The following is a 26,529-nucleotide window of genomic DNA, read 5'->3' on the forward strand; positions in this document are numbered from 1 at the left end:
GCTACAGCAGATTAGAAGACGACGGTACGGTTTTCATAAATAAATACGCGCTCTTCAAGTACCAGACGCAATGCTTTACTGAGCACTGATTTTTCTACATCTTTGCCTGAACGTGCCATATCTTCGGCGTTGTATTTATGATCTACGTGGATGACATCTTGCAAAATAATCGGCCCTTCATCAAGATTATTGGTGACGTAATGGGCTGTTGCACCAATAATCTTCACACCACGTTCAAATGCTTGTTTATAAGGTTGTGCACCAATAAAAGCAGGCAAGAAAGAATGATGGATATTGATGATTTTATTTTCAAATGCAGCGACAAAATTGGGCGTTAGAATACGCATGTATTTTGCTAAAATAACATAATCAGGTTGGTATTTTTCTACTGTTTCAATGATTTTTTCTTCGTGTTCTTCGCGGCTAATACCGACGTGGGAAACAGTATGATAAGGTACATCAAATTTTCCGGCTAATTCGGCCAGGCTATCATAATTACCCACAATGGCGGCGATCTCAACATCCAAACCACCGTAGTAATTTTTCATTAAGATATCACCAAGGCAATGCGCTTCTTTGGTGACTAAGATGACGATGCGTTTACGACCCGCAGAAACCAGTTTACGGTGTGAGCCTGTTGGTAGCGCGCTATCGAGGTCGGCAAGTAAGGTCTCATCGTTGAATATACCTTCGAGTTCGGTACGCATAAAAAATCGATTGTGGGTGTTATCGACAAACTCGGTGTTGTTGATAATATTGAGTTGATGCTTGTAACAAATGTTGGTGATCTTCGAGATAAGTCCTTTTTGATCGGGACAATCGGCCAGTAATATTTTCTTTTCCATGATTATATCTACTACTTTATTTGATGTTTAATGTGATATACCCAAGTTACTTCAAGATGCTATATCAGAGACGAGCAGGATTGTGAATTTTGAAGTAGCTGGGTATATGACTAAATGAAATACTTATTTCTAGTATGCCATTAGCCATATTTACTGTGTTTAGCAATGATGGCTAACCACAGCACTTCTTATATTTTTTACCACTGCCGCATAAGCAAGGATCGTTACGGTTTTGTTTTAGTGGCGCAGGATTAAGTTCGCCATTAGTATAAAACCATTGTTGGTCTTGAAATACGAAGTTGGAGCGTTCATGTAAACACGCTTCTTGTTCGCCGTCTTGGAACCAGGCTTTAAATTCCACGATGCCAGTTGCGCTTTCTTCATCACCTTGGCTGACGATTATTTCTAATCGTAACCACGGGGTATTTTCTGCGGTTTCAGTAATCAAGTCTTCATTTAAGTCAGCAATAAAATCGGGGTGATGTGTTGCCATTAAATAAACGGGTGCATTGTTTACATAAGCACTGTAACGCGAACGCATTAATTGTTCTGCAGTTATCGGCGTTGCTGTGCCGTAAATGTATTTACCGCAGCAATCTTTAAAGGGCATTGCTAAACCACAGCTACAAGAAGTATGCATAATGGCTCTTTATTTAGCTGGCTGAGCAGGTGCGCGCGTACCAATTAATACGGACCCGTTCTCTTTAAATGAAAGGGTTTCTTTACGTTTCGCCGAGATTAATAATGCACCGTCATCATAGAACAAAAAGTTTTTCCAGTTACGTTTAAATGTGCCCCAATTCGTTTCAATCATATTGAAACGTTCATAGCAAAAATAAACTTTACTGTTATCATCCCAAGTTAAATGTGCAAGCACTTCTTCAGGTAATTCATGGCTATCATCATTGTCCCAAGCGCGCTGCCAGTCAGCTTCTAGCAACCAAGTCTTTTGGTCATGTGGCCAGTCGCCTTTACTGAATTGATCGGTAAAGTTACATTGCGAGCTAATAAGTTGGCTCCATAATTGACCGGCTCTTTCTTTGCTAAAGGGTTTGATATTAGCTAAATCATCAGCGTTAATTGGCAGTGATTTATGGTTGAAGATCCACTTTCGAGAATAAGATTCAAGTTCGATATAATTCATTAATTGCACTGGTTATAAGTAAAATTATTTTCAGTTTACAGCATTATTTACATTGGCGGTATTAATTACTCAACTGACCGTCATTTAACGAGTCGGGGTGTTATTATAAGATATCCTAGTGGTGTTATTATAAAATGTAAGACGCTGTTTAATGACCAGTTGGTTAACTTAAGGTATTAAAATATGTTTCAACCGAGTCAATTTCAGCCACAGTGGTGGATACGTAATGCGCATTTACAAACAATGCTGCCGACGATAAGCCGCCGAAATCTGACGTTTCCGACAATTAGTGAAAGATTAGAACTCGAAGATGGTGATTTTCTGGATCTCGCTTGGACTGCGCTGCCAACGGCCGAAAATAATAAACCGATTGTTATTATTTTCCATGGGCTTGAAGGCTCTGTCGAGTCGCCTTATGTAAAAGGTATTATGCGTGCAGTCAATACTGCGGGTTGGATTGGTTTAGTGATGCATTTTCGTGGCTGTAGTGAAGAACCAAACCGCTTATTACGGGCTTATCATTCTGGTGATACCAGTGATGCAAGTTATGTGATCGGTTTGATTGCCAAGCGTTACCCTAACGCGCCTTTATTTGCGGTGGGTTATTCTTTGGGTGGCAGTGTATTAACGCATTATCTGGCACAAACCGGTAAGCAATCACAATTGTTAGCTGCTTCAGTGGTCTCTGCGCCATTATTATTAGCAGAAAGTGCGGAGCGGATCAAAAGAGGTTTTTCTAAAGCGTATCAACGCCGGTTGATTAAACGTCTGCAAGCCAGTGTGGTGCGTAAATTTGAGCATTTAGATATGCGTAATGCGCTGAATTTAACGACCAAACAAGTGAAAAAATTAAATACTTTTTTCGAATTTGACGATCGTGTCACCGCACCGCTACATGGTTTTAAAAATGCGCGAGATTATTATCGTCAATGCAGTAGTTTGCAGTTTTTGCATAAGATAGAAACCCCCACATTATTTATTCATGCCGAAGATGATCCTTTTTTAACGAAAAAAATGATCCCAAACGCTAAAGATATGTCGGCAAATATTTTATTTGAATTAAGTCGTTATGGCGGTCATGTTGGTTTTGTGTATGGCTCCATTTTAAAGCCAAAATATTGGTTGGAAGAGCGGATCCCAACTTGGTTTAATGAATTTACTAAAGATAAAAATAGTATTAAAGATAAAAAATAGTATTAAAGATAAAAACAGTAATACCAAATATTTAACTTACCTATTTTTTGAGACCTGATTGCATTTGCAATGCCATCTTAAAAAAGTGTTCTATTGTTAATGGTAGCGACTTTTGTAGCACTATTCTATATAAAACAGGGAAAGCTAAATGAATGCCAACATGGTTAAGGATATGAATGTATCGACAATATCTCTCGATGAGCTGCCAGGACCAAAACAAACACCTATTCTCGGTAATTTCACTCAAATATCATCAGAGTCATTTCATACTAATTTAGAAGCTTGGGCTAGAGAGTACGGTTCTGCGTATCAAATAAAATTGTTAAATAAGCAGTTTTTAGTCATTTCAGATCCTAAAATAGGCTTAGAAATTATCAAACAAAGACCGAAATTGTTTAATCGTACCGAACGCCTAGAGTGGTTGTTTGAAGATTTGGGGTTTCATGGGGTATTTTCCAGTAACGGTGATAAATGGAAACGGCAACGACGATTGATTATGCCTGCATTTTCTTACAAAACATTGGCGAACTTTGTTCCTCACCTCAAGTCATTATCCATCAATTTACAAACGACTATCGACCAAAAAATAGCGACGGGAGCAGCATTTAACGTACATAAGTTATTGCAGTATTTTACCATTGATATTACCACCAGTCTGGTATTTGGTTATCAAACCAATATGCTATCAGGCAGTACCGATACCCATCTACGAGACAATATAGATCGCTTATTTCATGCATTAAACAAACGCAGTAAATATCCTTTTCCGTGGTGGCATTATATCCGTACTCCTGAGACGCGTCGTATTGATAAAGCCCGCGAAGAAGTCTATCAATTAGCGGTAACTATGATCACCAAAGCTAAAGCTGATTTGGCTGGAAATAGTGCGTTATCCGAAGAGCCTGAAACAATTTTACAAGCCATGATTGTCGCCAGTGACAGCGAGGATAATAAGTTAACGGATGATGAGCTTGTTGCCAACATTTTGACCTTGCTACTCGCGGGTGAAGATACAACGTCTAATATGCTGGCGTGGACTTTGTATTATTTAGCTAAAAATCCACATTTACAGCAGCAAGTGATTGATGAAGTCTCTCAGGTTTGTAATGGCGATATTGAAACACTAGATCTGGCGGCATTAGAGCAATTTGAGTTTATTGAAGCGATATTACGTGAAGGCTTGCGACTTAAAGGCACTGCACCGCTTATTTCAGCAGAACCGACAGAAGATACGGTATTGAGTAATGGCATTCAATTGCCAAAAGGTACGGCTATTTTTATATTAACTCGCCCCGGCGGCTTAGATGAAAAGGTGGTGGCGTGCCCTGGAAAATTTAATCCTGAACGTTGGTTATCGACACCCGAAAAGCCGGTTTGTCCGCATCTACAAAGTAGTCATATTCCGTTTGGTGCGGGGGCAAGGCATTGTCCTGGTGAGCGTTTAGCAATGATGGAAGGCAAGGCTGTGATTGCCCGTTTATGTTGGTATTACGTGATTAGTCAGCCCGATCAGGCACCTGAAGTCGGCGAAGAGTTTGCGTTTACTATGCGGCCGACCAATTTAGCGCTGACATTAATGCCACGTAAATGATATTTTCCATGAGATTAATGGCATTTTTACTCAAATGAATAATCTTTATCTGAAGTCATAATGAAGCCCATTAAATCAATTTAATTAATGGGACCATTATTGGTTTTACTTCACGATCAAGACCGGGCAGTGAGAATGGCGAGTCACTGATTCTGCGACACTGCCAATGAGGATATGCTCCAATCCAGTACGACCATGACTTGCGATAACGATCATATCGCAATCAAATTCTGCCGCCGCACGCGTTATCTCTGTTGATGGATGTCCCTCTAGTACCGCGGTATGTAATGGAATACTAGGTCTAATATCTGAGGTTAATTCGTCCAGTTTTTCTTGTGTGATCTTTAACATATGTTCGTGAATATCACGTGGGGTGATAGCAAGTACCTGGAAACTATCAAAGCCATGTATCTCATTAATTACACTTACTAAATGTAAGGTCGCATCATATTTCAACGCCATTTCTGCTGCATAGCTTATCGCTCTATTCGCCATATCTGAAAAGTCGGTTGGGCAAAGGATGTTGTTAATGGTCATGATGGAACTCCTGTTCAAGATAAGACTAATCGTTAGTCGTGAAATAATGTACTTACACTATTAAATATACTCACTTAGGGTCAGCAAACTGTTACTTAGATCATAAAATATAATTTTAATATTTTTTCGTTATCACTTCAGTATAGAACAGATATATTTATGTTTTGAAAAGAGTTATAGGCTATATAATCAGGATTATCTAGGTAAATATGAGAAATTTAAAAAGGCTAAAGAATTATCGTTAGCCTAATCGTCATGCTCGAAATGTGTCAGAATTGCATCGCTATTTCATCTGTGAGGCTATCTTTCATCTTGTTGTCTTGGTCATCGATAAACTCGATAGTTACTTTACGATCTCTTGGGTATTGAATAAGATCTCCTAACGCTGAGCTTGCGTATTCGGCACCAAAAGATTGTACTTGGATATTATTTTCGTTAACACCTAACGCGATAAGTTGATCTTGTACTGCGACCGCTCTTTGCTGGGCTAAATTCATGTTTAGCTCTTCTTGTCCACTCGGGTCCGCGTGACCTGATAATACGATGTTTATGGTTGGATTATCTATTAAGTAATCTGATAGCTGTGTCACTCGCGCTTGATTTGTGGTATCAATCGCACTTTGATTAACGGCAAACAGTAGATCCAGTTGTAAGGCGTCAAGGATAAGTTGTTGGTTAAGTTCTTCTGTTTCAGATATTTGTTGTAGCTGTTGGTCTAAAATTAATACGTCGTGTAACAACTGATTATTTTGTAATTCACTCGCCAGTAAATATTCTGTTACCTGCTGGTTCTCTGCTGTTAACTGCTCAGAATCAATGGATTTATCCCAAGTATTATTAATCCAATCTCCGGCCGCAATACCGAGAACCAAACCAATCGGACCACCCGCAATGGTGCCGACGATAATCGTGGATGAAAATACCCCGGCTTTCTCCCATGTGGTTAGTGGTTCTTGTTCCGCAGCATTGGCAGAGAGGCTAGTGCATGCTATTGACGTAATAAGTAATGTTTTTGCGAAGATAGATTTTTTCATGGTCAGTTTCCTTATGGATTTAAGACTGCTTAACAAGCTATGACTCTATTAAAGCAACCAATAAAGACTTTTTAGGGCCAACAAAATGACAAGTTAAGTATCAATTATGACGAAAAATGACAGGGTTCAAAAAGGGCTATACCCAAGTTAAGCCATGATGCTGATTGTGCATCTTGAAGTAGCTTGGGTATACATGTAACGAGATTCATTAAATCGACGTCAATACAAAGTACTATTTTCACCTCTATGAGATATTAAACGCATATTAGTTAGTGTCGATAACGTGATTTTTGTTATTTTAATTAGCTTGTATAAGAGGGGTGCTGTTACCACTTTTTTTGGGGGGCGTTAATGAAAATAGTTAAATTGAACGTGTTTTGTTGCAGTGCGATTGCTGGGCTATTAGCGGGCTGTGCTACGTCTGTGGAGAATTTAGTGATACATCATGCGCAGCAAGTGGCAGAGCAGTCGTTGCTTAGCGGAGACCAAAAGTTAAATATTCAATATCTCGGTGTTGGTGGTTATTTATTTCAATATGGTGAAGACAGTATTATGACCGCCCCCTCGTTTACCAACCCGGGTTTGCTCAATGTGACCTTGCCTCTGTCAATTGAACCGGATACTGATTTGGTTGATAAATTATTACCGGCCCATGCCAAGCAGGCCGAATTCATTTTAGTTGGTCATGCACATTATGATCACTTGATGGATGTGCCTTATATCATGCAGCGGCATATGCCTACGACGACAGCCGTTGGTTCAACGACAATGACCAATATCGTCACCGCCGTTATCGAAGATGAACGTTTGCTTGATATTAGTGATTATGCCGCGGTAGGTCAGCAACCGGGTAAGTGGGTATACAATCGTAATAACACTATTCGTTTTATGCCGATTAAATCCGATCATGCACCGCACTTTATGGGGATTAAAGTGATGTCAGGAAAATATGAAGATGCATTAACCGAGCTGCCAAGCACTGCATATGGTTGGAAAGAAGGACAAACATATGCGTATGTGATCGACTTTTTAGATATCCAGCAGCAACCGATTTATCGTATTCATTATCAAGATGCTGCTAGCAACTCTCCAGACGGATTAATGCCAGTGATGGCCGATACTAAGACGGTTGATATGGCCATCTTATGTGTTGCTGCATTTCATCAGGTTGATAATTACCCCGAGGCTATCTTGCAACAGACGCAGCCACAAACAATAGTGTTAGGGCACTGGGAGGACTTCTTTGATAACCAGAATAAACCAGTTCGTGGTGTTCGGATGACCAATATCGATGATTTTATGCAGCGGGTTGAAGCGGTAAAAATGGATGATGCGACAGCCGTGTTACCAGCCCCTTTTTCATGGATACAGGCATACTAATATGGGTGTTAGCGTAATCAGAGTAATAACACTAACAACATTGAGATAACTAAGTCGGCGTCAGTGCAATTAAAACAAGGAATGAGCTAGAGTCTAATGCTTCTAGCTCATTAGTTTCTGAATGAGGGCATAACTCGATATAAGCACGACACTGAGTATATCAATCAAGGTATATTCGCTGTTAGTAAAAATGACAATATGTCCTCTTAGGGGATGTTCAACAATTTGACGGTATTCCGTTGTTGTGGCAGGAGCCACTAGAGAATACTTATTTTAGTTTCGCTAAATGGAGTTAGCAACAATGGCTAAGAAGACACTTTCTAATAATATCTCTCTACTTTCTGCATCCGTGGCATTAGCGCTGACAGCGGGTACCGCGCAAGCAAGTTTCGGTAATCTCGGCACCACATTTGGTTTATCTCCTGTTGATATTGCTTCTGCGCAGTCTTTTTCTTTATTTAATTCGCAATCCTCTGCCGCTTATTATAATCCATCTGCGCTAGCCGCTGCGGATCAAGGCGAGATGTATGTGGGTTTATTATCTGCAACCCCTGATATTACTGCTGGCGAGCAAACATTTGATGAAGCAACACAACCAATACTTGCAGGTATGAATGTTAATGTAACGAATCTGTTTAATTTTTCTTACCCAATTTATTTTGGTCTGATTGCTGGTATCGAAAATTACGGTACTGAAATGATGGCGTTTAGCTCGTCAACATCAGAGACCGGTCAATTAGCTAATTATGGTGAGAAGCCATTATTTGTTGCTGCATCGGGTTCAATTCAAATTATACCGGGCTTTACTATCGGTGGCGGTGCGCAAGTATCATTGCATGCTGATGCGACGATGAGTTTAGAAAGTGAATTGGATGGCACAGCGTCAGGTAATGAAAGTGTTGGTGTCGCCGCTGAGCCAGTGCTCACGCCAATTGCAGGGGTGACGTTAGATTTCGGACGTATGTTATGTGGCAGTGATAAGAGTTGTGCGGGTAATGGTATTACCTTTGCAGCGGCTTTCCGTGGTGAAAGTTATGGTCAAGCCAACATTAAGGCGGGAGCAACGATCACCAAAACGGTATCCGATTTACCCATTAACTTGTTAACGTATGATGCATACCAGCCAGATATTATCTCTGCGGGTATTCGTATTAAAGCCGGAATGGTGAGCTTCGCGATCAGTGCAGAGCAACAAAAATGGTCAGATTTAAATGACTTAATGTTAAACGACACAGTGAAAGATCAAGCCAGTGTCGGTTTCGAAGATATCATTATTCCACGTGCCGGTATCGAGCTGAATTTTAACGATACCATTAAATTAATGGCGGGTGCGAGTTATGAAGTCTCACCATTAAACCCAGATAAAGCGACGCTGGATGTGAATTATTTAAGTGCTGATAAATTAGTTGTCGGTGCTGGTTTCTCCTATTTCCATAAAGGCACTGGCTTATCGGCATATCCTTGGCAGATTGATTTAGCGTATCAGTTACAAGTACTTGATCCAACTGACCACATTATCTCTCATCAAGACAGCGCGAATAACTCCTCAGTTGAACTCGAAGGTACGGTATCAACTATTGCACTTTCGTTCACGACTAAGTTTTAAGGGGGTTTTATGAAAATAATTAACACTAAGCTTAACTCTTTCTTTAAATACAGCCTTATTACTTCTGCAATGATGCTTGCTGGTTGTGGTGTTGAACTACAAGATAATGAAAAAGTGGACGCGCCGGTTTTAACTGCAGAAGAAAATCGTGCGGCATTAGCCGAGCGTCGAGCGCAAAGCTTGTTTGCAGCCCACACGTTTTATGCGTTTCCATTTAATGGCCAAGCTGATGTGACCGTTAATACATCCGTGTTGCTGTCATTTTCGCATCCGCTAGATACTTTTTCGACGCAAGAGTTTACCTTAACCGACAGTGACGGCAATGTTATCGAAGGAACTGCGACGGAAGTGACTGAAGATAGCTTTGCAACTGATCCGAACAATACACAAGCTAATGGTTTGGCATTTAAGCCAGCATCACCACTTAAAGCGGGTGAACAATATACGGTGACTTATGCAATCGGTTTGATTAATGAAGCGGATGGAAATAAAGAGTTAACGGTGACAAGAACCACGCAAGATCCATTGATATTTACCACGCGTTTAGCCAAAGATGTAGAGCGTTTCACACTGGATAGCAATGGTTTTTTTCCGACTGATGATCTACCATTTACCACGTTCACGACATTGCGTTTACGCTTGACCAATGACGTTGATATAAAGACGTTAGTTTTAGGTGACACATTTAAGTTCCAAAAAGTCGGGTCGACAGAGCAAGTCGCAGGGGATTTAATTGCCAAAGGTCGTTACATCACCTTTGATCCAGCGGTCGATCTTGATGTTGATGCAAGTTATGAACTTATCGTCAGTAATGGCGTGAAGGATAATCAGGGCAATAGTTTTGCGGGTTTAGAAAAAGTATTTACAGTATTAGACCCGGGTGAACGCGCATTTAAGCCAATGAACATAACCTTGAATAATGACAGTCAGGAATCACCTTACTCAGGTGAATTAATGAATGCAGTAACTATTAAATCTGTGCTTATTGGCGCGAATGATACCACTTATGTTGATTCAGACCTGATCACTGAATTAGCCAATCTCGGTAAATTTAAAAATTCGGCGCCAATGGTGATCCGTAAAGGTTCTATTTTAAATAGCTCTAGCTTAACGGTTAAAGTAGGCGGTGAACTGCCTACTGGTTTTAGAACCGGTAATATTCGTATGACCAACATTTCGGATGCGACAGGTTATTTAATTAATAACACCAATTCTGATCATAAGTATGCACCGAAGCAATTGCATCTGTTTATGGATGTGGCGATGACCACGGATGGTTACGAAGAAGACGGCAAATTGAATGGTAAAGCCAATGGTGGTTTAAGCCAAAACATCATGCATCTTGAGTTGATTGGCACTGTTAGGACCGAAGGTCCTGCGATGATCATTGACGCGGTGAGTGAAATTGATTTGAAGATCTTGGGCGTGGATAATGCCCATGCGCAAATATCATTCCATATGGAGGCGTATACCGCAGACGAAACACCAGAACCTGCTGTTGATTTTGTTTCACCTGTATTCCAATCTGCTTATCCACATACCAATACTCAGCATTTCAGCTTGGGTGATAATGTCACGATTACTTATAATGAACCGCTAGAATTATCGTCACTACAGAACCTTGTTCTTAAAGATGAAAATGGTGTCGCGGTAGAAACATTTATTTCGCAGGACGGTTCTTCTATTATTATTGATCCGACCGATAACTTAATGCCATTTACAGATTATACGGTTACGGGTGTCATTAAAGATCTTGCCGGTAACAGTGCGTATTTATCTCAACATTTTTCTACCCCAAATAAAGAGCAGGGCACAGTATTTGAAGAACATGGTGAGATTGCGGCTCGCTATACGGCCCCTATGGTCGAAGGCATGGTGCCGGGTTATTCATGTGCAATGGAAGATACGGATTTAAGCCTTGATATTGCGGGTCGTTGTGCAGGTGGTCTAGCTACTGATCAAAAACTTAATATATTTAATTTACAAGAAGATCGCGATATCTTTGTGGTTTTCAGTCAGCAGATGGATGAAGCAAGTATACGTTTAGGTGAAACCTGTAATACTGGTTCGTTCCGTGTTGAAATTGTAGAGCCTAATGGGTCCGGTAACTGTGTTGCAACGGTTCCTGGGGTGCTTAATTATGAGAATAAGATCTTAACCTTCTCTCCAAATGAGAACTGGCAGGATCAAGGTTCCAACGTATATCGTTATTCTTTAATTTCTGCGGAAGGTGAAACCAAAGGTAGCGTTGATTGTTCGAGCGGTGAGGTTCTGTGTAGTGCAGAAGGTTATCCGTTACAAACAACCTTGTTAAAGCCTGATAGTCATGAAGATCTTGGTGGTCCAGATATGCTCATGCCATTTCGCGCAGCACCGGCTGATAACTTAGTATTTAACCCACTGATGATGCCAACGTCCGATACCAATCGTGACTATCGTTGGGATGAGATAAAGGAAGACGTTATCAGTGGTAACTTTGCTAAATTATCATTATTGGAGACTGGTGGTCTATTACATAGAGCTACAGTTGGCTGTGAATTAGATCAGACTTGTAGTGATAATTATGCAAAAACTTATATCTCTGGGTTCATGCCTACAGAAGTAGGCGAGTATGATGCTATAAACAATCGTATACCAGTGAAAATTCATGCCGAGCAATTGATATCGTCGAATGTGAATGTGAGCGCAAGACTTGGTGGTAACTTCATTGGTATGGACTCTGTTGTTCCAACTGGCACTATGGTAATGCGCCCTCTTTATCCGGTAGGTGATGATGGAAAAACTGAAGTACCTACGGGTTATATCATTTGGAATGAGGAAGAGGGTAGACTCAATTTCAAGATTGATTTAGATATATATATGGATAATCCATTTATGAGTGTATTGGGTGGTTTTATTGAGCACAATCTTCACAGTTATTTACTTGAGAACGTTCAGTTACAAGGCCCTTTGACGTTTTTAGAAGATGGCCGCATGAATATTGAATTGAGGAATCTAAATCTGATCACATTAGGTGTTGAAATGGAGATAGACGCACCCATATTGGAATGGATTGGGGAAGTTGCTGGAATGACGCTGGCTATTGCACCGGGTGATATGTCACTACAACAGATATCACAACCGATGAAATAATATTTTATTTCAGTTAGGTTAAAGTGAGTAAAATACAGGCTGCACATCTTTATGAATATAAATGTGCAGCCTTTTTATTTTTCAACGTTACTTTTCAATTGTTATTTTTTCAATTCAATCCGCTTAGCTAATCGATGAAGATTGCCGACATCAACAGAAAGTTGGCGTGCCGTTGCAGCCCAGTTATTGTTGTTTTCTTTGAGCGCTTTGCTAATTAACTGTCGTTGAAATTGCTCGGTCGCGTCACGTAAATTATCGGCAGGTATCTTGGTGACGGACATTATCGGCTGCTCAATCATATCTGTTACTTCAACTAGTGCATGCTCAAGCTTAAAGTGCGAGGGCTGCAGTATCACGTATTCATCTGTAGCTTCTGCTCTGGCAAGGATTGCGGCGCGATTAATACTGTGCTCCAATTCTCTAATATTACCTGGCCATGGATAATTCATTAATATAGCTTGGCAAGTAGAACTTAACCTCAGGTGGCTTAGTTGCAGTTTACTGCGACAGCGTTCAATAAAGAAACCAGCCAATAATATAATATCTTCGCCACGCTCGCGCAGCGGTGACACTGTAATGGGAAATACGCTAAGGCGATGATAAAGGTCTGCTCTAAAGCGACCTGCAAGTACTTCTTCTTTTAAATCTTTGTTGGTTGCCGCGATAATGCGGGTATCGACTTTTAAGTTGCGATCATCACCAATACGTTGCAAGTCACCATATTGCAATACCCGTAATAATTTCGATTGTAAAGTCAGGGTTAACTCGCCAATTTCATCAAGAAACAGGGTGCCTTTATCTGCTAATTCAAATTTACCACTGCGATTACTGATGGCACCGGTAAATGCGCCTTTGACATGGCCAAATAGTTCACTTTCGGCAATAGCTTCTGGTAAGGCAGCGCAGTTAAGGTAGATCAGTGGTTTATCAGCACGAGAGGATTGCTGGTGGATTGCGGTGGCGACTAATTCCTTACCCACCCCTGTTTCCCCCAAGATTAATGCGGTCATATCGGTACTGGCAACGACGCTTATCTCTTTTTTTAAGGCTTGGATCGACGCGGACTGACCAATAATTTCAGTGTTACTTTGCGGTTGATGTTTGGCGGGATCTGAGTCAGTCACATCGCCCGCCGCTTTTTCCAGTTTATCCATCAATAATGCAATGTTAAGCGTCGCGGCTGCAAGTGCACTCACTGTACGTAGTTCATCATTGCTGAAGTTATCAAACTGGTGGGGATCAAAGCTATCGAGAGTCAGTGCTCCAATCAGGCGTTGATTTGCCATTAAAGGTAAACCAACACAGGCATGCACATGTAAATTACCTTCATGCGAGGTGATCAGGGTGTCATAAGGGTCGGGCAGAGAACTGTCGGCGGGGAACCTGACTACGTCGCCAGCTCTGGCAATGGCTTCTAATCTTGGGTGTTCACTGATATTAAATTGTCTGCCCAAGACGTCAGCATTCAGGCCATTAATTGCTAAGGGTTTGAAATGCTGTCCCTTAAACTCTAATAGCGCGGATGCATCACAGCTGAATAATCTGCGCATTGTGGTGAGTAGGCGCTCGAAACGATCCTGACTGGAAATATTGGTGGTTAGATCCAAGGCGATATGGATAAGGTCTTTGGTGGTAGTTTGCATAATGTTAGCCATATAAAACACTGTCTTATCGACATTGTATAGTCATAATGACAATAAGTAAAGGTAGTCATTATGACAGTGCTCGTTTGTTGTTGTTATATAAATCAACAGGTTAACTTTTGGCACGGTACCTGCAGTTAATAGGTCATATAAATTCGTTAACTTTTTAATTGGAATACAATATGACTATTCATGTAAAAAACAATATCTCTTGGGTTGGACAGCGTGATTGGGAAGTGCGTGATTTTCACGGTACTGAATTTAAAACTGAAAAAGGCACGAGTTATAATAGCTATCTTATTCAAGAGGAAAAGACAGTACTGATTGATACGGTTGACCACAAATTCTGTTATGAATTTATTCAACAATTAGAATTAGAAATTGACCTTAACAAAATTGATTACATTGTGATTAACCATGCTGAAGAAGATCATGCTGGTGCATTAGCAGCGTTATTAAATAAAATCCCTAACACCCCGATTTATTGTACCGAAAATGCGATTGATTCAATTACCGGTCACCACCACCACCCAGAGTGGAATTTTAATGTGGTTAAGACAGGCGATAGTTTAGATATAGGTAATGGTAAGCAACTGGTCTTTATTGAAACACCTATGTTGCATTGGCCTGATAGCATGATGACGTATATGACTGGTGATGCGGTACTGTTTAGTAATGATGCATTCGGTCAACATTATTGTGATGAACGTTTATTCAATGATGAAGTTGATACCAAAGAGTTAATGGATCAGTGCTTACGCTATTATGCCAATATTCTTACTCCGTTTAGTCCGCTCGTGACAGCTAAGATTAAAGAAATATTAAGCTTAAATTTACCCGTTGATATGATTGCGACAGCGCACGGTGTGGTGTGGCGTGATAATCCGATTCAGATCATTGAACAATATCTGACGTGGGCAGATAAATATCAAGAAGATCGCATTACTATTTTTTATGACTCGATGTCGAATAATACCCGTACGATGGCGGATGCTATTGCACAGGGTATTCATGAGGCGGATAGCCAGGTGGCGGTGAAAGTATTCAATGTGGCGCGTCATGATAAAAATGAAATTTTATCGAATGCCTTTATTTCCAAAGGTATTTTAGTGGGTTCATCAACGATGAATAATGTGATGATGCCTAAAGTTGCCGCCATGTTGGAAGAGATCACTGGTCTGCGTTTTAAAAATAAAAAAGCCGCGGCATTTGGTAGTTATGGCTGGACTGGTGGGGCAATTGATCGCATTGAAAGTCGATTGGATGAAGCAGGACTTGCACGTTATCCAAGTCTTAAAACAAAATGGAAACCAGATGGTCAAGCGATATTAGCATGCCGTGAATACGGTCGCTCGCTAGCGAAAGAGTGGGCGTTAGAAAATAGTACCGTTGCAAATGTAGCTGCACCTGTAGAAAAAAAAGTAGTAATAGAAAAAGCGCCACAGACCGTTGCAGTTGAAGTGTCAATACCAGAACGTGATGTAGAAGCGATTGATGCAGGAAGTTCAATGCTATGTACGGTATGTCAGTGGGTATTCGATCCTGCTCTGGGTGAACCCAATCAAGATATCGCTGCGGGTACAGCATGGTCTGACGTACCGGATTATTTCCTTTGTCCTGAATGTGGATTAGGTAAAGACGTGTTTGAAGAGATTAAAAATAAGGATGTAGCATGAGCTCACCTGTTGTCATTATAGGCAGTGGCTTTGCTGCGTATCAATTAGTTAAATCAATTCGTCGAGCCAGTCAGGAACAAGCGATCATAGTGATCACCGCAGGCAGTGGTGATGATTATGTCAAACCAGAATTGAGCCATGTATTTAGCAAAAAACTAACCGCGCAAGACATGGTCAAGCAAAGCGGGGCCGATTTTGCGGGTGAATATAATATTACCTTAATGAACAATACCTATGTTAACGAGATTAATCGCATTGAAAAAACGGTGAGTTGTCAGGGGATCGAGATAGCCTATGATAATTTGGTGCTGGCCACAGGGGCGCAATCGTTTGTACCATTTGTTGATGGCGATGCGGCTAAAGACATTATTACGCTGAATAGTTTAGATGAATACCAACAGTCACAGGCGCAATTGGTTAATGCTAAATCGGTGTTGGTTGTTGGCGCTGGTTTAGTGGGGACTGAAATTGCGATGGATTTAGCCATCGCTAATTATGATGTCATCTTAACCGATCGAGCAGATGCATTACTGTCGAGTCTATTGCCTGAATTTATTTCATCTCAGCTTTATCAAACAATGAGAAGGCAGGGACTTAATCTGCAACTGGGTAATGAATTAAGCAAGATGACAAAAACGACTACAGGTATCGAAGTCAGCTTTAACAACGGTTATACAACTAATGTTGATAGTGTGTTGTGTGCGGCGGGTTTGAAACCCAATACGGCGTTAGCGAGCGAGGTTGGTTTAGCGGTGAACCGCGGTATTGTTGTCGATAAGCAATTAAGAACCCAGGATCCGCATATCTTTGCTATTGGCGATTGTGCTGAGATTGACGGTAAACATTTGGCTTTTTTACAACCGATAATACTCAGTGCTAATGCACTCGCGAAAACCTTGACGAATACTGCGACTGATGTGACTTTTCCGGCGATGTTAGTCAAAGTGAAAACGCCATTATACCCGATCCAATTAAGCGGCAATACCACCGCGAGTGATGCTAATTGGCAGGTAGAAATGACAGCGTCAGGAATGACGGCTAAGGCCTATGATAGTGATGAGCTATTAATTGGTTTTGTGGTGACGCAAGCAAATATGCCAGAGGCTTTTAAGTTGCTACGCTTGTTACCAAAAATAGCTTAAGGCTGTTATCTAAAATAATTTAAAGTTGGCAACAACAGGTTAATTGAATGAGCCTGTTGTTGCCATTATTTGCTTCAATTATTACCAGTGTTCCCTACAAAGAACTTATAACGGAATTTATTATGCATTCACTTTTTCTACGAATGAGACTTATCCATTGGCTTAGTGCTATTTCTCTATTTTTTAATGCTTTATTTTTTACTGAGCAGTTTTATTCACAGATATTACAATATATTGTTATTTTTTTGCTGATTATCCATGATCTTGATGAAAAGTTTTGGGGGGTTGATTCCCTAAATAAAATTACTGATTACATGCGTACATTTGAACAAAAAGATCTTTCGGTTGAATGTCAGGTCAATAGTGACTACAACAGTGAGATGAGCAAAGTATTAAGTGTTATTAATTCATTTAGGCTAAATGTTAAAGGTGCATTAATTGATATTCAAACTCAAGCAATTGCATCAGATGAAATTGCGAATACGCTGACTTCAAAAACAAACGATATTGCTCAGCGTATTCAAACTCAAGATCAACGAGTTGATAATATTGCCCTGCAGTTTAAAATACTAGATGAGCATTCTTTAGCATTACAAATCAAAGCTGAACAAACTCAAGAACAGGTTAGAAATACTAGAGATGGATTGCAGCTGTCAAATGAAGCGATGAGTAACATGGCCTATATGATAGAAACATATGTCAGCAGCAGTGAAAATCTGAGCAATAAGTTTGGATTATTATCAGAGCAGGTGAACTCTATTGGTGGTGTTGTATCAGTGATAAACAATTTGGCAGATCAGACAAATTTACTGGCATTAAATGCTGCTATTGAAGCGGCTCGAGCTGGAGAGCACGGTAGAGGGTTTGCGGTCGTTGCAGATGAAGTCAGGCAGCTTGCTATGTCAACTCAAAACAGTTTAAATCAAATCAATCAGATTATTGATGGTATTTCTACAGCTGTGCATCAGGCTGGCGAGCAGATAGAGTTACAGTCAAAAAATCTGAGTGACCTTTCATCACATTCAAAAAACAGTCAAACAGAGATCAATACAGCATGTGATAATATTGACGGTATATTGAATTTAATTGGACAAAAAGAGAACCAAGGTCAGGTCACTGATAATGTTGATATTCGTTATATTCACAAACTTGTTGTTGATGTTTCTCATGAAATACAAACATTAAAAATGTTGTCTAATTCAAATGCTGATGATTGTAACGAACTTCAAAATCAAGGTAAGCGTCTTAATGAAGTATCTGATAATATTGTCAATCAACTGGCAGCGTTTAAAACCCAAAAAGATCAATCGTGAATTTCAGGTAACGAGCTCAACTTGCAAATGCTACAGCCATAGCGTAATTATAACCCTTAGAGAGGCGCTGTTGTGCGCCAATCGTTAGGGCTACGTACTAATATTACAAATAACGCGCCTGTAAATGGGCTTTAAAGTGCGCTGGGTTTAATGTTTCACCTGTGGCTTGTTTGACTAAGTCGTTAGTACTTAGTAGAGATGCATTTTGCCAGATATTGGTTTTAAGCCAAGTAAAGATAGGCGATAAATCACCGCTGGTAATGATTGCCGGAACATCCATCTGCTGTTTCATTGTTGTCATGAATTGCGCGGCATACATAGCACCTAGTGTATAAGACGGGAAGTAACCAAAGCTACCGTCAGTCCAATGCACATCTTGCATACAACCATTACGGTAATTACCTTTAGTGTCTACACCAAGGTATTGCTGCATTTTAACTGCCCACAATTCAGGAATATCATCCACTTCGATATCACCATTCATCAGTGCTTGTTCGATTTCATAACGCAACATTACATGGGCAGGATACGTCACTTCATCGGCATCAACCCGGATAAAATCTGGCTTCACTCGGGTATAACACTGGCTTAAATTCAGCGGATTATAAATTGCTTTATCCGTACCTGAAAATGCTTTCTGTATCTCTGGCGTTAGCAGGGTTAAGAACTCCTGACTACGGCCTAATTGCATTTCAAATAACAGGCTTTGGCTTTCATGAATACCCATCGAACGCGCTTGACCTACTGGTAGGTGGTTCAATGCTTTTGGTAGACCTTGTTCATAACGTGCGTGGCCGGTTTCATGTACTACGCCCATTAAACTTTGAGTGAAATCATCTTCATCATATCGTGTTGTGATACGCACATCTGAAGCTACACCACCGCAGAATGGGTGAGTCGATACGTCAAGGCGACCATGGTTAAAATCAAAACCTAAGATCTGCATGGTCTTTAAACCCAGTTGTTGTTGTGCTGCAATCGGGAAATGCCCGGTTGGCATGATGACATTGTCACTGCGTTGTTTTTCCTGGGCGGCCTGCGTTAATTCCGGTAACCATGATTTTACATCATCAAAAATCGGATCCAGTTGGGCGCTGGTCATGCCCGGTTCGTACAAGTCCATCAAAGCATCATAATTACTGCAGTTGTTTGCTTGGCCGCGGATACTGGCTTCTTCACGTGATAGCTCTACCACTGTTTTTAAGTTCTTAGCAAAACCAGCCCAATCATTTTCTTTACGCTGGGTACGCCAAGCGTGTTCACATTTAGAACCTGCTAACGATTTAGCTGAAACGAGATCTTCTGGTACCACATTGGCTTGCTGCCAGCTACGGTCGATTTCGGCCAAACTTGCTTGTTGCTCGGTTGACAGGTTTTCAGCTTGCGCTTGGTTAATTAAACCAGCAAGTTGTGGCGCGGTACTTTGCTGGTGGATCATGACAGCGAGTTCGGCCATGGCTTCAGAGCGTGCTTCATTACCGCCCGCAGGCATCATCGCCGCTTGGTCCCAACCACAAATTGAAGAAAGGTGGTGTAAATTATGGATCTTTTTAAAATGCTTAGATAACTCTTCATATGCTGAACTCGTTGTCATGTTAACTCCAAGGTTGAGACTATTAATAGGGGAATATCAGCCTGATTTAGCTAATATTTTATCTAATACTCTAAAGGGTAAAATACGTTTTAACAAGGCAAATAAATAGGTTGGAAAGGTCACGTAATAACGCACTTTCGGATTTTTACTTTCTATCGCATGGATGAGTGCTTTGGTAACAGCTTCTGGGCCAAGGGTAAACCGATTACTGACGTCCTTCTTACCTAAGCGACTAATTTGCTGTTGGTAATCGTCACTGTGGATACTGTTCTCTATGTCAATGTTGGCCTGAAATGCTAACAATGCGTTAGCACGAAACTGGCTCACTATCGGACCCGGTTCAATGAGCGATACCTTGATTGGAGAATCGAGTAACTCCAGTCTTAGCGTGTCTGTTAATCCTTCTAGGGCGAATTTGCTGGCATTATAAGCCCCGCGATATTTCATTGTCACTAGGCCAAGTACCGAACTGTTTTGGATTATGCGGCCCCTGCCATTAGCGCGCATTAGCGGGATGATTTGCGTAGTCAGCTCGTGCCAACCAAAGACATTGGCTTCAAATTGGGCGCGCAGCGCGTCCGTCGGTAAATCTTCTACTGCACCAGGTTGGCCATAAGCGCCGTTATTAAATAATACATCTATCTTGCCATCGGTAAGCTGGATGATATGCGTGACAGCTGCTGTGATAGAGGCTGTTGAGCTTAAATCGAGTTGCACACTTTCAAAACCGTGTTCAATTAATCTTGTCACGTCCAGCGGTTTTCTCGCCGTCGCGAATACACGGTAACCAGCCGCTTTCAGGGTCACGGCAGCGTGATAACCGATCCCGGTTGAAGCACCGGTTATTAATACTGTTTGCATTGTTGATATCTCCCTATTTTCTTTGTGCTTAACGTATAGAAATAGTTTATGAATCTATAGTTTGTTATGAATTTCAGATACAAAAAAGCCTGTAACGTGTTACAGGCTTAATTACAGCGAAAGTCTGTCGTATGTGGTGATTAACCTTGTTCTAGTAATCTACGCAGATCAATAACCGCCGCGTTTGCACGAGACAAATAGTTTGCCATGACAAGAGAATGGTTAGCAAAAAGTCCAAAACCAGCACCGTTAAGAATCATCGGGCTGCCTACCGGCTGTAGTGATGCTTCTAATTCAAGGATGATTTGGTCAACACTTGCTAGGGCATTTTTCTTTGCTAGCACACCTTCAAAATCGATTCTTGCGGCTTTGAGGTAATGGTATAATGCCCAAGAAGAACCACGCGCTTCCCAGAATACATTATCGATTTCTAACCAGGGTGTTTTAACCATAGAACCAGACTCTGTTAATGTAGATTGCTCAGCACCCAGATCACCCGATAAATCAGTGTTGACACGGTATTGACCTACAGAAGCACTTAAACGTTGTGATAATGAACCAAGACGTTTTTCAACTTGTTTGAACCATTCTGCAAGATTATCGGCACGGGCATAAAATTGTGCGCCTTGTAATTGAGGATCGTTTAATTTATCCAGGTATACTTGTAATTCTGTAATGGTTTTTTTGTATTCAGAATTGGCATTGGTCGGAAATAAACGTGTGTACTCAACATTTAATGCACCGTGCGCTTTTTGTAGATTTTTATTTTCAGTTGATTGCGTTTGTGAACGACTTAAATCACGACGTAATACTAACATCAGATCACGAGACTGTTCTAGCAGACCATATTCCCATGATGGCATGTTATCCATCAAGATAGCGGGTGGTAATACCGAGTTACTTAGATAACCGCCATTTTTTTCGTCTAACGTTTGGATCGTTTTAATGAGTGTGGCTGTGGTGTAAGAACCAACGGCGATATCAGCGTTGTTTTTAGTCAGCGCTTCGGTAATTTGTGTTGGGCTAAAATGGTCTGGTTCAACACTCCAATAAATTGACGTGGCATAAAAAATAATGCTGACAGCAGCAATACCGGCTATGATTTTAGATTTACTCATCTGGTCGTTCCCTCGAATCATGCGTTAAGTTAGTAATATTTACTCTAGTGTAACTCGCTGAAATGTTTGCAACAAGCTTAATTAACATATAAAAAACCGACAGACTTAAGACTAGATTTAATACCTTATGATTTTTTAATTCTGACCACATGCATGGTTTCTACCTTGAACCCCGCAACCGTTTCTATCTCTGGATAGTAGGTTAGATTAACACGTGCATCCGTTAATGATTTATACGCTTTTTTACGTTTAAACTTAAACGGTACACTGTGGCCTTCGATCATGACGGTATTGAGAAACCACTCGTCTTTTTCTCGCTGTACGTGAGAGGTCACTTTCTGGAGCTCTGAATGGGTTAATCCTGGATGCTGTTTGAGTAGTTTATCTGGATCTGAAGCCATTTTGATTGTCTCGTTGGTGTTTTGTTATCTGAAAAAAGTTGTTATTTAAATGAAGTCGTTACTTGAATTTAGTGGTTGCTCGCCATGATTAACTTGATGATATCAACTTGATAATCATGATGAACAGGTATGAGTATATCCCAAAATGACGTTAAACTTTGTTTATTGACGCTATTTGTCAGGTTTACAGGTGTAAATATGATATAAACTAAGGGTAAATTTAAACTCCCTTTCGATAATGTTATTAGGGGATACAGGGAGAACGATGTGAGACAGAATACACGTCACCAAAAAATAATTTCGCTGGTTAAGGAAGAAGGGTTTGTCAGCACTGAAGTGCTAGTAGAGCATTTTTCCGTCAGTCCTCAGACTATACGTCGAGACTTAAATGAATTGGCAGAAAATAATTTAGTACGTCGTCATCACGGCGGCGCATCACTATTAGAGAGCAGTGTTGTTAACGATTCATATGTTAATCGTCAGCAAAAAACAGCCAAAGAAAAAATGAAAATAGCGCAAGCGATGGCTGAGCTAATACCTGATGGTTCCTCGCTGTTTATTGATATTGGCACCACATCTGAAGCATTAGCGCACGCATTATTAAATCATAACAATTTACGCATTGTGACCAACAATCTAAATGTAGCCACAATTTTGATGCAAAAACCTGACTTCAGAGTCATTGTTGCTGGTGGTGAAGTCCGTAATAAAGATGCCGGTGTGGTTGGCGAAGCAACGGTTGATTTTATTAAACAGTTTAGAATGGACTTTGGTATCGTTACCATCAGTGGTTTAGATATGGATGGTTCACTATTAGACTTCGATTATCAAGAAGTGCGGGTAACGCAAGCGATTATCGAGTGTTCACAAGAAGTGTTTTTACCGGTTGATCATACTAAGTTCGGCCGTAATGCGATGGTGAATATTGGTAATGTAAATCAGGTGAATAAATTATTTACTGACATAGAGCCACCAGAAGAGCTCGCTAAGTTATTAAAATTGCATCAAGTTGAGTCAATAGTTTGTGACATAAATTCAGAAAGTTAGAACGTTAGTGAGTTAGACCGTCAAATAATTTAGAGAAGGGAGTATCTCGTGATCCGTGTTGTTTTTAATCAAAAAGGTGGCGTAGGTAAATCTACCATCTGTAGTAATTTGGCAGCGATTGCTGCCTCACAAGGCAAGCGCACCCTGATTATTGATTTAGATAGTCAATGTAATACCAGCGCTTATTTATTAGGAAACGATTATAAGGTTGAGTTTAGTGCTGCCGAATTTTTTGAGCAGACATTAAATATTATTATGAAAGGGCGACCTTATAATGATTTTATCGCGCCGACGCCATTTCCTAACCTTGCTATTATGCCAGCGTCAGAATTGCTTGGTGAATTGATTGTTAAATTAGAACAACGGCATAAAATTTATAAATTACGTGATGCTATGGTGAAGTTAAGGCGTGATTACGATGAGATTTACATCGATACGCCGCCCGCATTTAACTTTTATAGTTTGTCGGCCTTGATAGCCGCGGATTCCTGTTTGATCCCCTTCGATTGTGATGACTTCTCACGTCGTGGTTTATACAGTTTGTTGGCCAATATTGAAGAAACACGACAAGATCACAATGATAAATTACGGGTAGAAGGGATTGTGGTTAATCAGTATCAAGGGCAAGCTAGCTTACCTAAAAAACTGGTTGCAGAATTAAGAGCGGAAAATTTACCGATTTTAAATACCCTGATCCACAGCTCTGTGAAAGTAAAAGAATCACATAATATCTCCCAACCCTTGATCAATTGTGCGCCTAAGCATAAAGTGACGCTGCAATTTTGCGATCTCTACGCTGAGATCTCTGCATAATATTTCCAATTGCTTTGGCGAATAGGGTATGAAACCTTAGGTTAAAGCGGTTGGATTTCTTTTCATACTCATTTGTATGAGTATATTTTTATTAATCATCTTTTTAGACAGCATTCGGCCTCAATGTTTGCTGTTTAAGTGATAAGCAAGGTAGTTATGTCAGTTAGTATTAATGACCTAGAATCATTTTTTCGTAATATCCAACAATCAATTATCACGGCTTTTCAGGCTGAAGAAACCAACGGCGAGTTTATCGCTGATCATTGGACCAGTCATCTCGGTCGGGGCACTAGTTGTGTATTACGCGATGGTGAAGTATATGAAAGCGCGGGGGTAAACTTTTCGATGGTAAGCGGCGATAAATTACCGGCGGCTGCATCGGCTAAACGTCCACAGTTTACTGGTATGTCATACCAAGCAATGGGTGTATCTGTAGTGGTGCATCCACGTAACCCACATGCCCCGACAAGTCATGCTAATGTGCGAATGTTTATGGTCACTGATAACGACGGTCAACAGCACTGGTGGTTGGGTGGTGGTTTTGATCTCACGCCGATTCATTTATATGCCGATGACGCCCGTCATTTTCATACCGCCGCGCGTGATGCCGTTGCGCCATTTGGTGATGATTTGTATGAAAAATTCAAACAAGACGCAGATGAATACTTCTATATGCCACACCGTGAAGAATATCGTGGTATTGGCGGCATTATTTATGATGATCTGAATGAATGGGATATCGAGAAAAGTTTAAGCTTTATTGAATCGGTAGCTAAGGGTTATACACAAGCTTACGCGCCAATCATTGCTAAACGTAAAAATCAACCGTATACAGAACAAGAACGTGAGTTCCAATTATTCCGTCGCACCCGTTATGCGGAGTTTAATTTGATTGTTGATCGCGGCACTATTTTTGGTTTGCAAAGTAAAGGCCGTACCAAATCAATTTTGATGTCGATGCCGCCACTCGCTAGTTGGCACTATGATGATCTAGAGCCGCAGAACGAAGCGCAACAAGCGTTAGTGGATGTTGTCTCACAACCTCGAACTTGGTTATAGTTTTTATTTAGGACCACGTTTAACGGCGTGGTTTTAACATTCAATTCGAACGAATGTGTTTCGAAAAATCTTTAATTATTGCCGCAGTTGTTCCCCATATCGGATACTTACCCCAAGGCATGAAAGTCACTTCACGGTATTTTCCTTTAAATAAACTCTTTTCGATAATATGGTTGTCATCATCGAGTAAAAAAGACAACGGCACTTCAAAAACTTCCTCGACTTCGTTGGGGTCAATCTTGGATTGGTAATCACTGTCGATTAAAGCCACGACTGGGGTGACATAATAGCGGCTAATTGTTGGTCGACTGGGTAGTGTGCCTAATACGGTGATCTTATCGGCTGGAATGCCAATTTCTTCATGGGTTTCACGCAATGCGGTGGCGATGGATGAGCTATCGGTTTTTTCTGTTTTACCACCCGGTAAGGCTATTTGGCCACTGTGGTGACGCAAGTGGGAGGCTCGACGAGTGAGAATTAGGTTAAGTTGTTGTTCACGTTCGACAATGGGAAACAGCACCGCAGCAGGCGTAAAAAATTTGCTGAATTTACTCTCGGGTGCTGAAAGTGGTGATAACACAAAGCGTGATGTTAAAGAGTTAATATCCATATACGTCCTTGCAACTTACTGGTATTGATTAGCTTAATTAGTGGCGATTAATTAAAGTATAGGTAATATTTTACCTGTGAATTATTTGTGTTTTATTGCCAGTTTAATCAACAGCTTACGTTTACATTGTTTTCTAATGGCGATTAAGTGGCGATTAAGTTCTCTAACCGCCATTTTTTTTATTCATCTCAATTGGATTAAGCAATATAGCATCATTCAAATGTGATGGTGCAAAATGAGAGTATGTCATTGTTTGTTTAATATTAGTATGGCCTAAAATTTGTTGCAATACTAAGATATTACCCCCATTCATCATAAAATGACTTGCGAATGTATGCCGTAAAATGTGGGTGGCCTGTCCTTTTGGCAATTCATCTATGCTACTTCTTATCCTATTCCTAATATCAGTATAAGTGCATGAAAACAATTGCCCTGCAGTATCACTGTGTATTTCGTTGTATAGGTCTTTTGATATAGGTACCGTTCTGTTGCGTTTACCTTTCGTGTTGGTAAAAGTGATTTTGTATTTTGATAACTGAGTCACATTTAAATTCACCGCCTCCATCACTCGACTGCCTGTTGATAAGCAAATCTTGACCACTCGGCTAACATCTATATCAAGTGGGGTCGGGTTGATATCATCTAACAAGATGTCTATTTGCTTGTCATTTAAAAAAGAAGGTGGTTTCTCTTCAAGTTTAAACTTCTTTAGTTTGATAAATGGATTTGGAAGTTTCCATTCATCCATTTTAATAAGCTAATTGAAAACGGTATTCAATATTGTTATTT

The 26,529-nt window shown here is 40.5% G+C and carries 23 protein-coding genes; 11 read left to right on the forward strand and 12 right to left on the reverse strand.

The features are described from left to right. Positions 1-11 precede the first annotated feature (11 nt). From purU to HRT96_RS11240, 3 genes are all read right to left on the reverse strand, one after another. Positions 12-845 carry a formyltetrahydrofolate deformylase gene (gene purU, locus HRT96_RS11230; protein ID WP_293156395.1) on the reverse strand — a complete coding sequence of 278 codons (834 nt, stop codon included), beginning with the start codon at positions 843-845 and terminating at the stop codon, positions 12-14. A 172-nt stretch (positions 846-1,017) separates the two neighbouring features. Further along, on the reverse strand, positions 1,018-1,485 hold the full coding sequence (locus HRT96_RS11235; protein ID WP_293156398.1) for a YchJ family protein: 468 nt from the start codon (positions 1,483-1,485) through the stop codon (positions 1,018-1,020). 9 nt (positions 1,486-1,494) lie between these two features. Then, positions 1,495-1,989 (reverse strand): DUF2947 domain-containing protein, encoded by a 495-nt coding sequence (locus HRT96_RS11240; protein ID WP_293156401.1) that lies wholly within the window; start codon positions 1,987-1,989, stop codon positions 1,495-1,497. A 183-nt stretch (positions 1,990-2,172) separates the two neighbouring features. On the opposite strand from HRT96_RS11240, the gene HRT96_RS11245 reads away from it, so the two are divergent. Then, positions 2,173-3,183: a hydrolase gene (locus HRT96_RS11245; protein ID WP_293156404.1), complete on the forward strand. Its 1,011-nt coding sequence runs from the start codon at positions 2,173-2,175 to the stop codon at positions 3,181-3,183. Between the two features lie 148 nt (positions 3,184-3,331). Further along, a complete protein-coding gene (locus HRT96_RS11250; protein ID WP_293156407.1) occupies positions 3,332-4,774 on the forward strand; it encodes a cytochrome P450 in 1,443 nt (480 codons plus the stop codon). 105 nt (positions 4,775-4,879) lie between these two features. Here the strand turns inward: HRT96_RS11250 and HRT96_RS11255 are convergent, their stop codons facing one another. Continuing rightward, positions 4,880-5,311, reverse strand: coding sequence for a universal stress protein (locus tag HRT96_RS11255; RefSeq protein ID WP_006032759.1), 432 nt, complete (start codon positions 5,309-5,311; stop codon positions 4,880-4,882). Positions 5,312-5,580: 269 nt separating this feature from the next. Next, on the reverse strand, positions 5,581-6,345 hold the full coding sequence (locus HRT96_RS11260; RefSeq protein WP_293156410.1) for an OmpA family protein: 765 nt from the start codon (positions 6,343-6,345) through the stop codon (positions 5,581-5,583). A gap of 351 nt (positions 6,346-6,696) precedes the next feature. On the opposite strand from HRT96_RS11260, the gene HRT96_RS11265 reads away from it, so the two are divergent. The 3 genes from HRT96_RS11265 (at position 6,697) to HRT96_RS11275 (ending at position 12,463) form a co-directional block, all read left to right on the forward strand. Beyond that, on the forward strand, positions 6,697-7,725 hold the full coding sequence (locus HRT96_RS11265) for a hypothetical protein (protein ID WP_293156413.1): 1,029 nt from the start codon (positions 6,697-6,699) through the stop codon (positions 7,723-7,725). Positions 7,726-8,026: 301 nt separating this feature from the next. Further along, the gene (locus HRT96_RS11270) at positions 8,027-9,331 is read left to right on the forward strand and encodes a hypothetical protein (RefSeq protein WP_293156416.1); all 1,305 of its coding nucleotides are present in this window, start codon (positions 8,027-8,029) and stop codon (positions 9,329-9,331) included. Positions 9,332-9,340: 9 nt separating this feature from the next. Then, on the forward strand, positions 9,341-12,463 hold the full coding sequence (locus HRT96_RS11275) for an Ig-like domain-containing protein (protein ID WP_293156419.1): 3,123 nt from the start codon (positions 9,341-9,343) through the stop codon (positions 12,461-12,463). Between the two features lie 101 nt (positions 12,464-12,564). On the opposite strand, the gene norR is transcribed toward HRT96_RS11275, so the two are convergent. After that, positions 12,565-14,106 carry a nitric oxide reductase transcriptional regulator NorR gene (gene norR, locus HRT96_RS11280; protein WP_293156422.1) on the reverse strand — a complete coding sequence of 514 codons (1,542 nt, stop codon included), beginning with the start codon at positions 14,104-14,106 and terminating at the stop codon, positions 12,565-12,567. A 182-nt stretch (positions 14,107-14,288) separates the two neighbouring features. On the opposite strand from norR, the gene norV reads away from it, so the two are divergent. From norV to HRT96_RS11295, 3 genes are read left to right on the forward strand one after another with little or no spacing between them, the layout of a single operon-like run. Further along, positions 14,289-15,782 carry an anaerobic nitric oxide reductase flavorubredoxin gene (gene norV, locus HRT96_RS11285; RefSeq protein WP_293156425.1) on the forward strand — a complete coding sequence of 498 codons (1,494 nt, stop codon included), beginning with the start codon at positions 14,289-14,291 and terminating at the stop codon, positions 15,780-15,782. Continuing rightward, complete coding sequence (gene norW / locus HRT96_RS11290) at positions 15,779-16,924, forward strand: NADH:flavorubredoxin reductase NorW (RefSeq protein WP_293156428.1); 1,146 nt, start codon at positions 15,779-15,781, stop codon at positions 16,922-16,924. Before norV ends, norW begins: the two co-directional genes overlap by 4 nt. Before the next feature lie 47 nt (positions 16,925-16,971). After that, positions 16,972-18,237, forward strand: a complete 1,266-nt coding sequence (locus HRT96_RS11295; protein ID WP_293156431.1) for a methyl-accepting chemotaxis protein — start codon at positions 16,972-16,974, stop codon at positions 18,235-18,237. A gap of 103 nt (positions 18,238-18,340) precedes the next feature. On the opposite strand, the gene HRT96_RS11300 is transcribed toward HRT96_RS11295, so the two are convergent. From HRT96_RS11300 to HRT96_RS11315, 4 genes are all read right to left on the reverse strand, one after another. Further along, entirely contained in the window at positions 18,341-19,831 is a 1,491-nt protein-coding gene (locus HRT96_RS11300) for a carboxypeptidase M32 (RefSeq protein ID WP_293156434.1), read from the reverse strand. A 36-nt stretch (positions 19,832-19,867) separates the two neighbouring features. Continuing rightward, a complete protein-coding gene (locus HRT96_RS11305; RefSeq protein ID WP_293156436.1) occupies positions 19,868-20,692 on the reverse strand; it encodes an SDR family oxidoreductase in 825 nt (274 codons plus the stop codon). 140 nt (positions 20,693-20,832) lie between these two features. Continuing rightward, positions 20,833-21,810 carry a DUF2333 family protein gene (locus tag HRT96_RS11310; protein ID WP_293156438.1) on the reverse strand — a complete coding sequence of 326 codons (978 nt, stop codon included), beginning with the start codon at positions 21,808-21,810 and terminating at the stop codon, positions 20,833-20,835. A 125-nt stretch (positions 21,811-21,935) separates the two neighbouring features. Further along, positions 21,936-22,211, reverse strand: coding sequence for a hypothetical protein (locus tag HRT96_RS11315; protein WP_293156441.1), 276 nt, complete (start codon positions 22,209-22,211; stop codon positions 21,936-21,938). A gap of 267 nt (positions 22,212-22,478) precedes the next feature. Between HRT96_RS11315 and HRT96_RS11320 the strand changes: the two genes are divergently transcribed. The 3 genes from HRT96_RS11320 (at position 22,479) to hemF (ending at position 25,130) form a co-directional block, all read left to right on the forward strand. Beyond that, on the forward strand, positions 22,479-23,258 hold the full coding sequence (locus tag HRT96_RS11320) for a DeoR/GlpR family transcriptional regulator (protein WP_293131947.1): 780 nt from the start codon (positions 22,479-22,481) through the stop codon (positions 23,256-23,258). Between the two features lie 48 nt (positions 23,259-23,306). After that, positions 23,307-24,071: a ParA family protein gene (locus tag HRT96_RS11325; protein WP_293156444.1), complete on the forward strand. Its 765-nt coding sequence runs from the start codon at positions 23,307-23,309 to the stop codon at positions 24,069-24,071. 156 nt (positions 24,072-24,227) lie between these two features. Further along, entirely contained in the window at positions 24,228-25,130 is a 903-nt protein-coding gene (hemF, locus tag HRT96_RS11330) for an oxygen-dependent coproporphyrinogen oxidase (protein WP_293156447.1), read from the forward strand. A gap of 40 nt (positions 25,131-25,170) precedes the next feature. On the opposite strand, the gene HRT96_RS11335 is transcribed toward hemF, so the two are convergent. Continuing rightward, positions 25,171-25,740: a CoA pyrophosphatase gene (locus tag HRT96_RS11335; protein WP_293156450.1), complete on the reverse strand. Its 570-nt coding sequence runs from the start codon at positions 25,738-25,740 to the stop codon at positions 25,171-25,173. 163 nt (positions 25,741-25,903) lie between these two features. Further along, the gene (locus tag HRT96_RS11340) at positions 25,904-26,488 is read right to left on the reverse strand and encodes a tyrosine-type recombinase/integrase (protein WP_293156453.1); all 585 of its coding nucleotides are present in this window, start codon (positions 26,486-26,488) and stop codon (positions 25,904-25,906) included. Positions 26,489-26,529: the final 41 nt, after the last annotated feature.

The organism is Moritella sp., from assembly GCF_013215705.1.
Classification (GTDB): Bacteria; Pseudomonadota; Gammaproteobacteria; order Enterobacterales; family Moritellaceae; genus Moritella.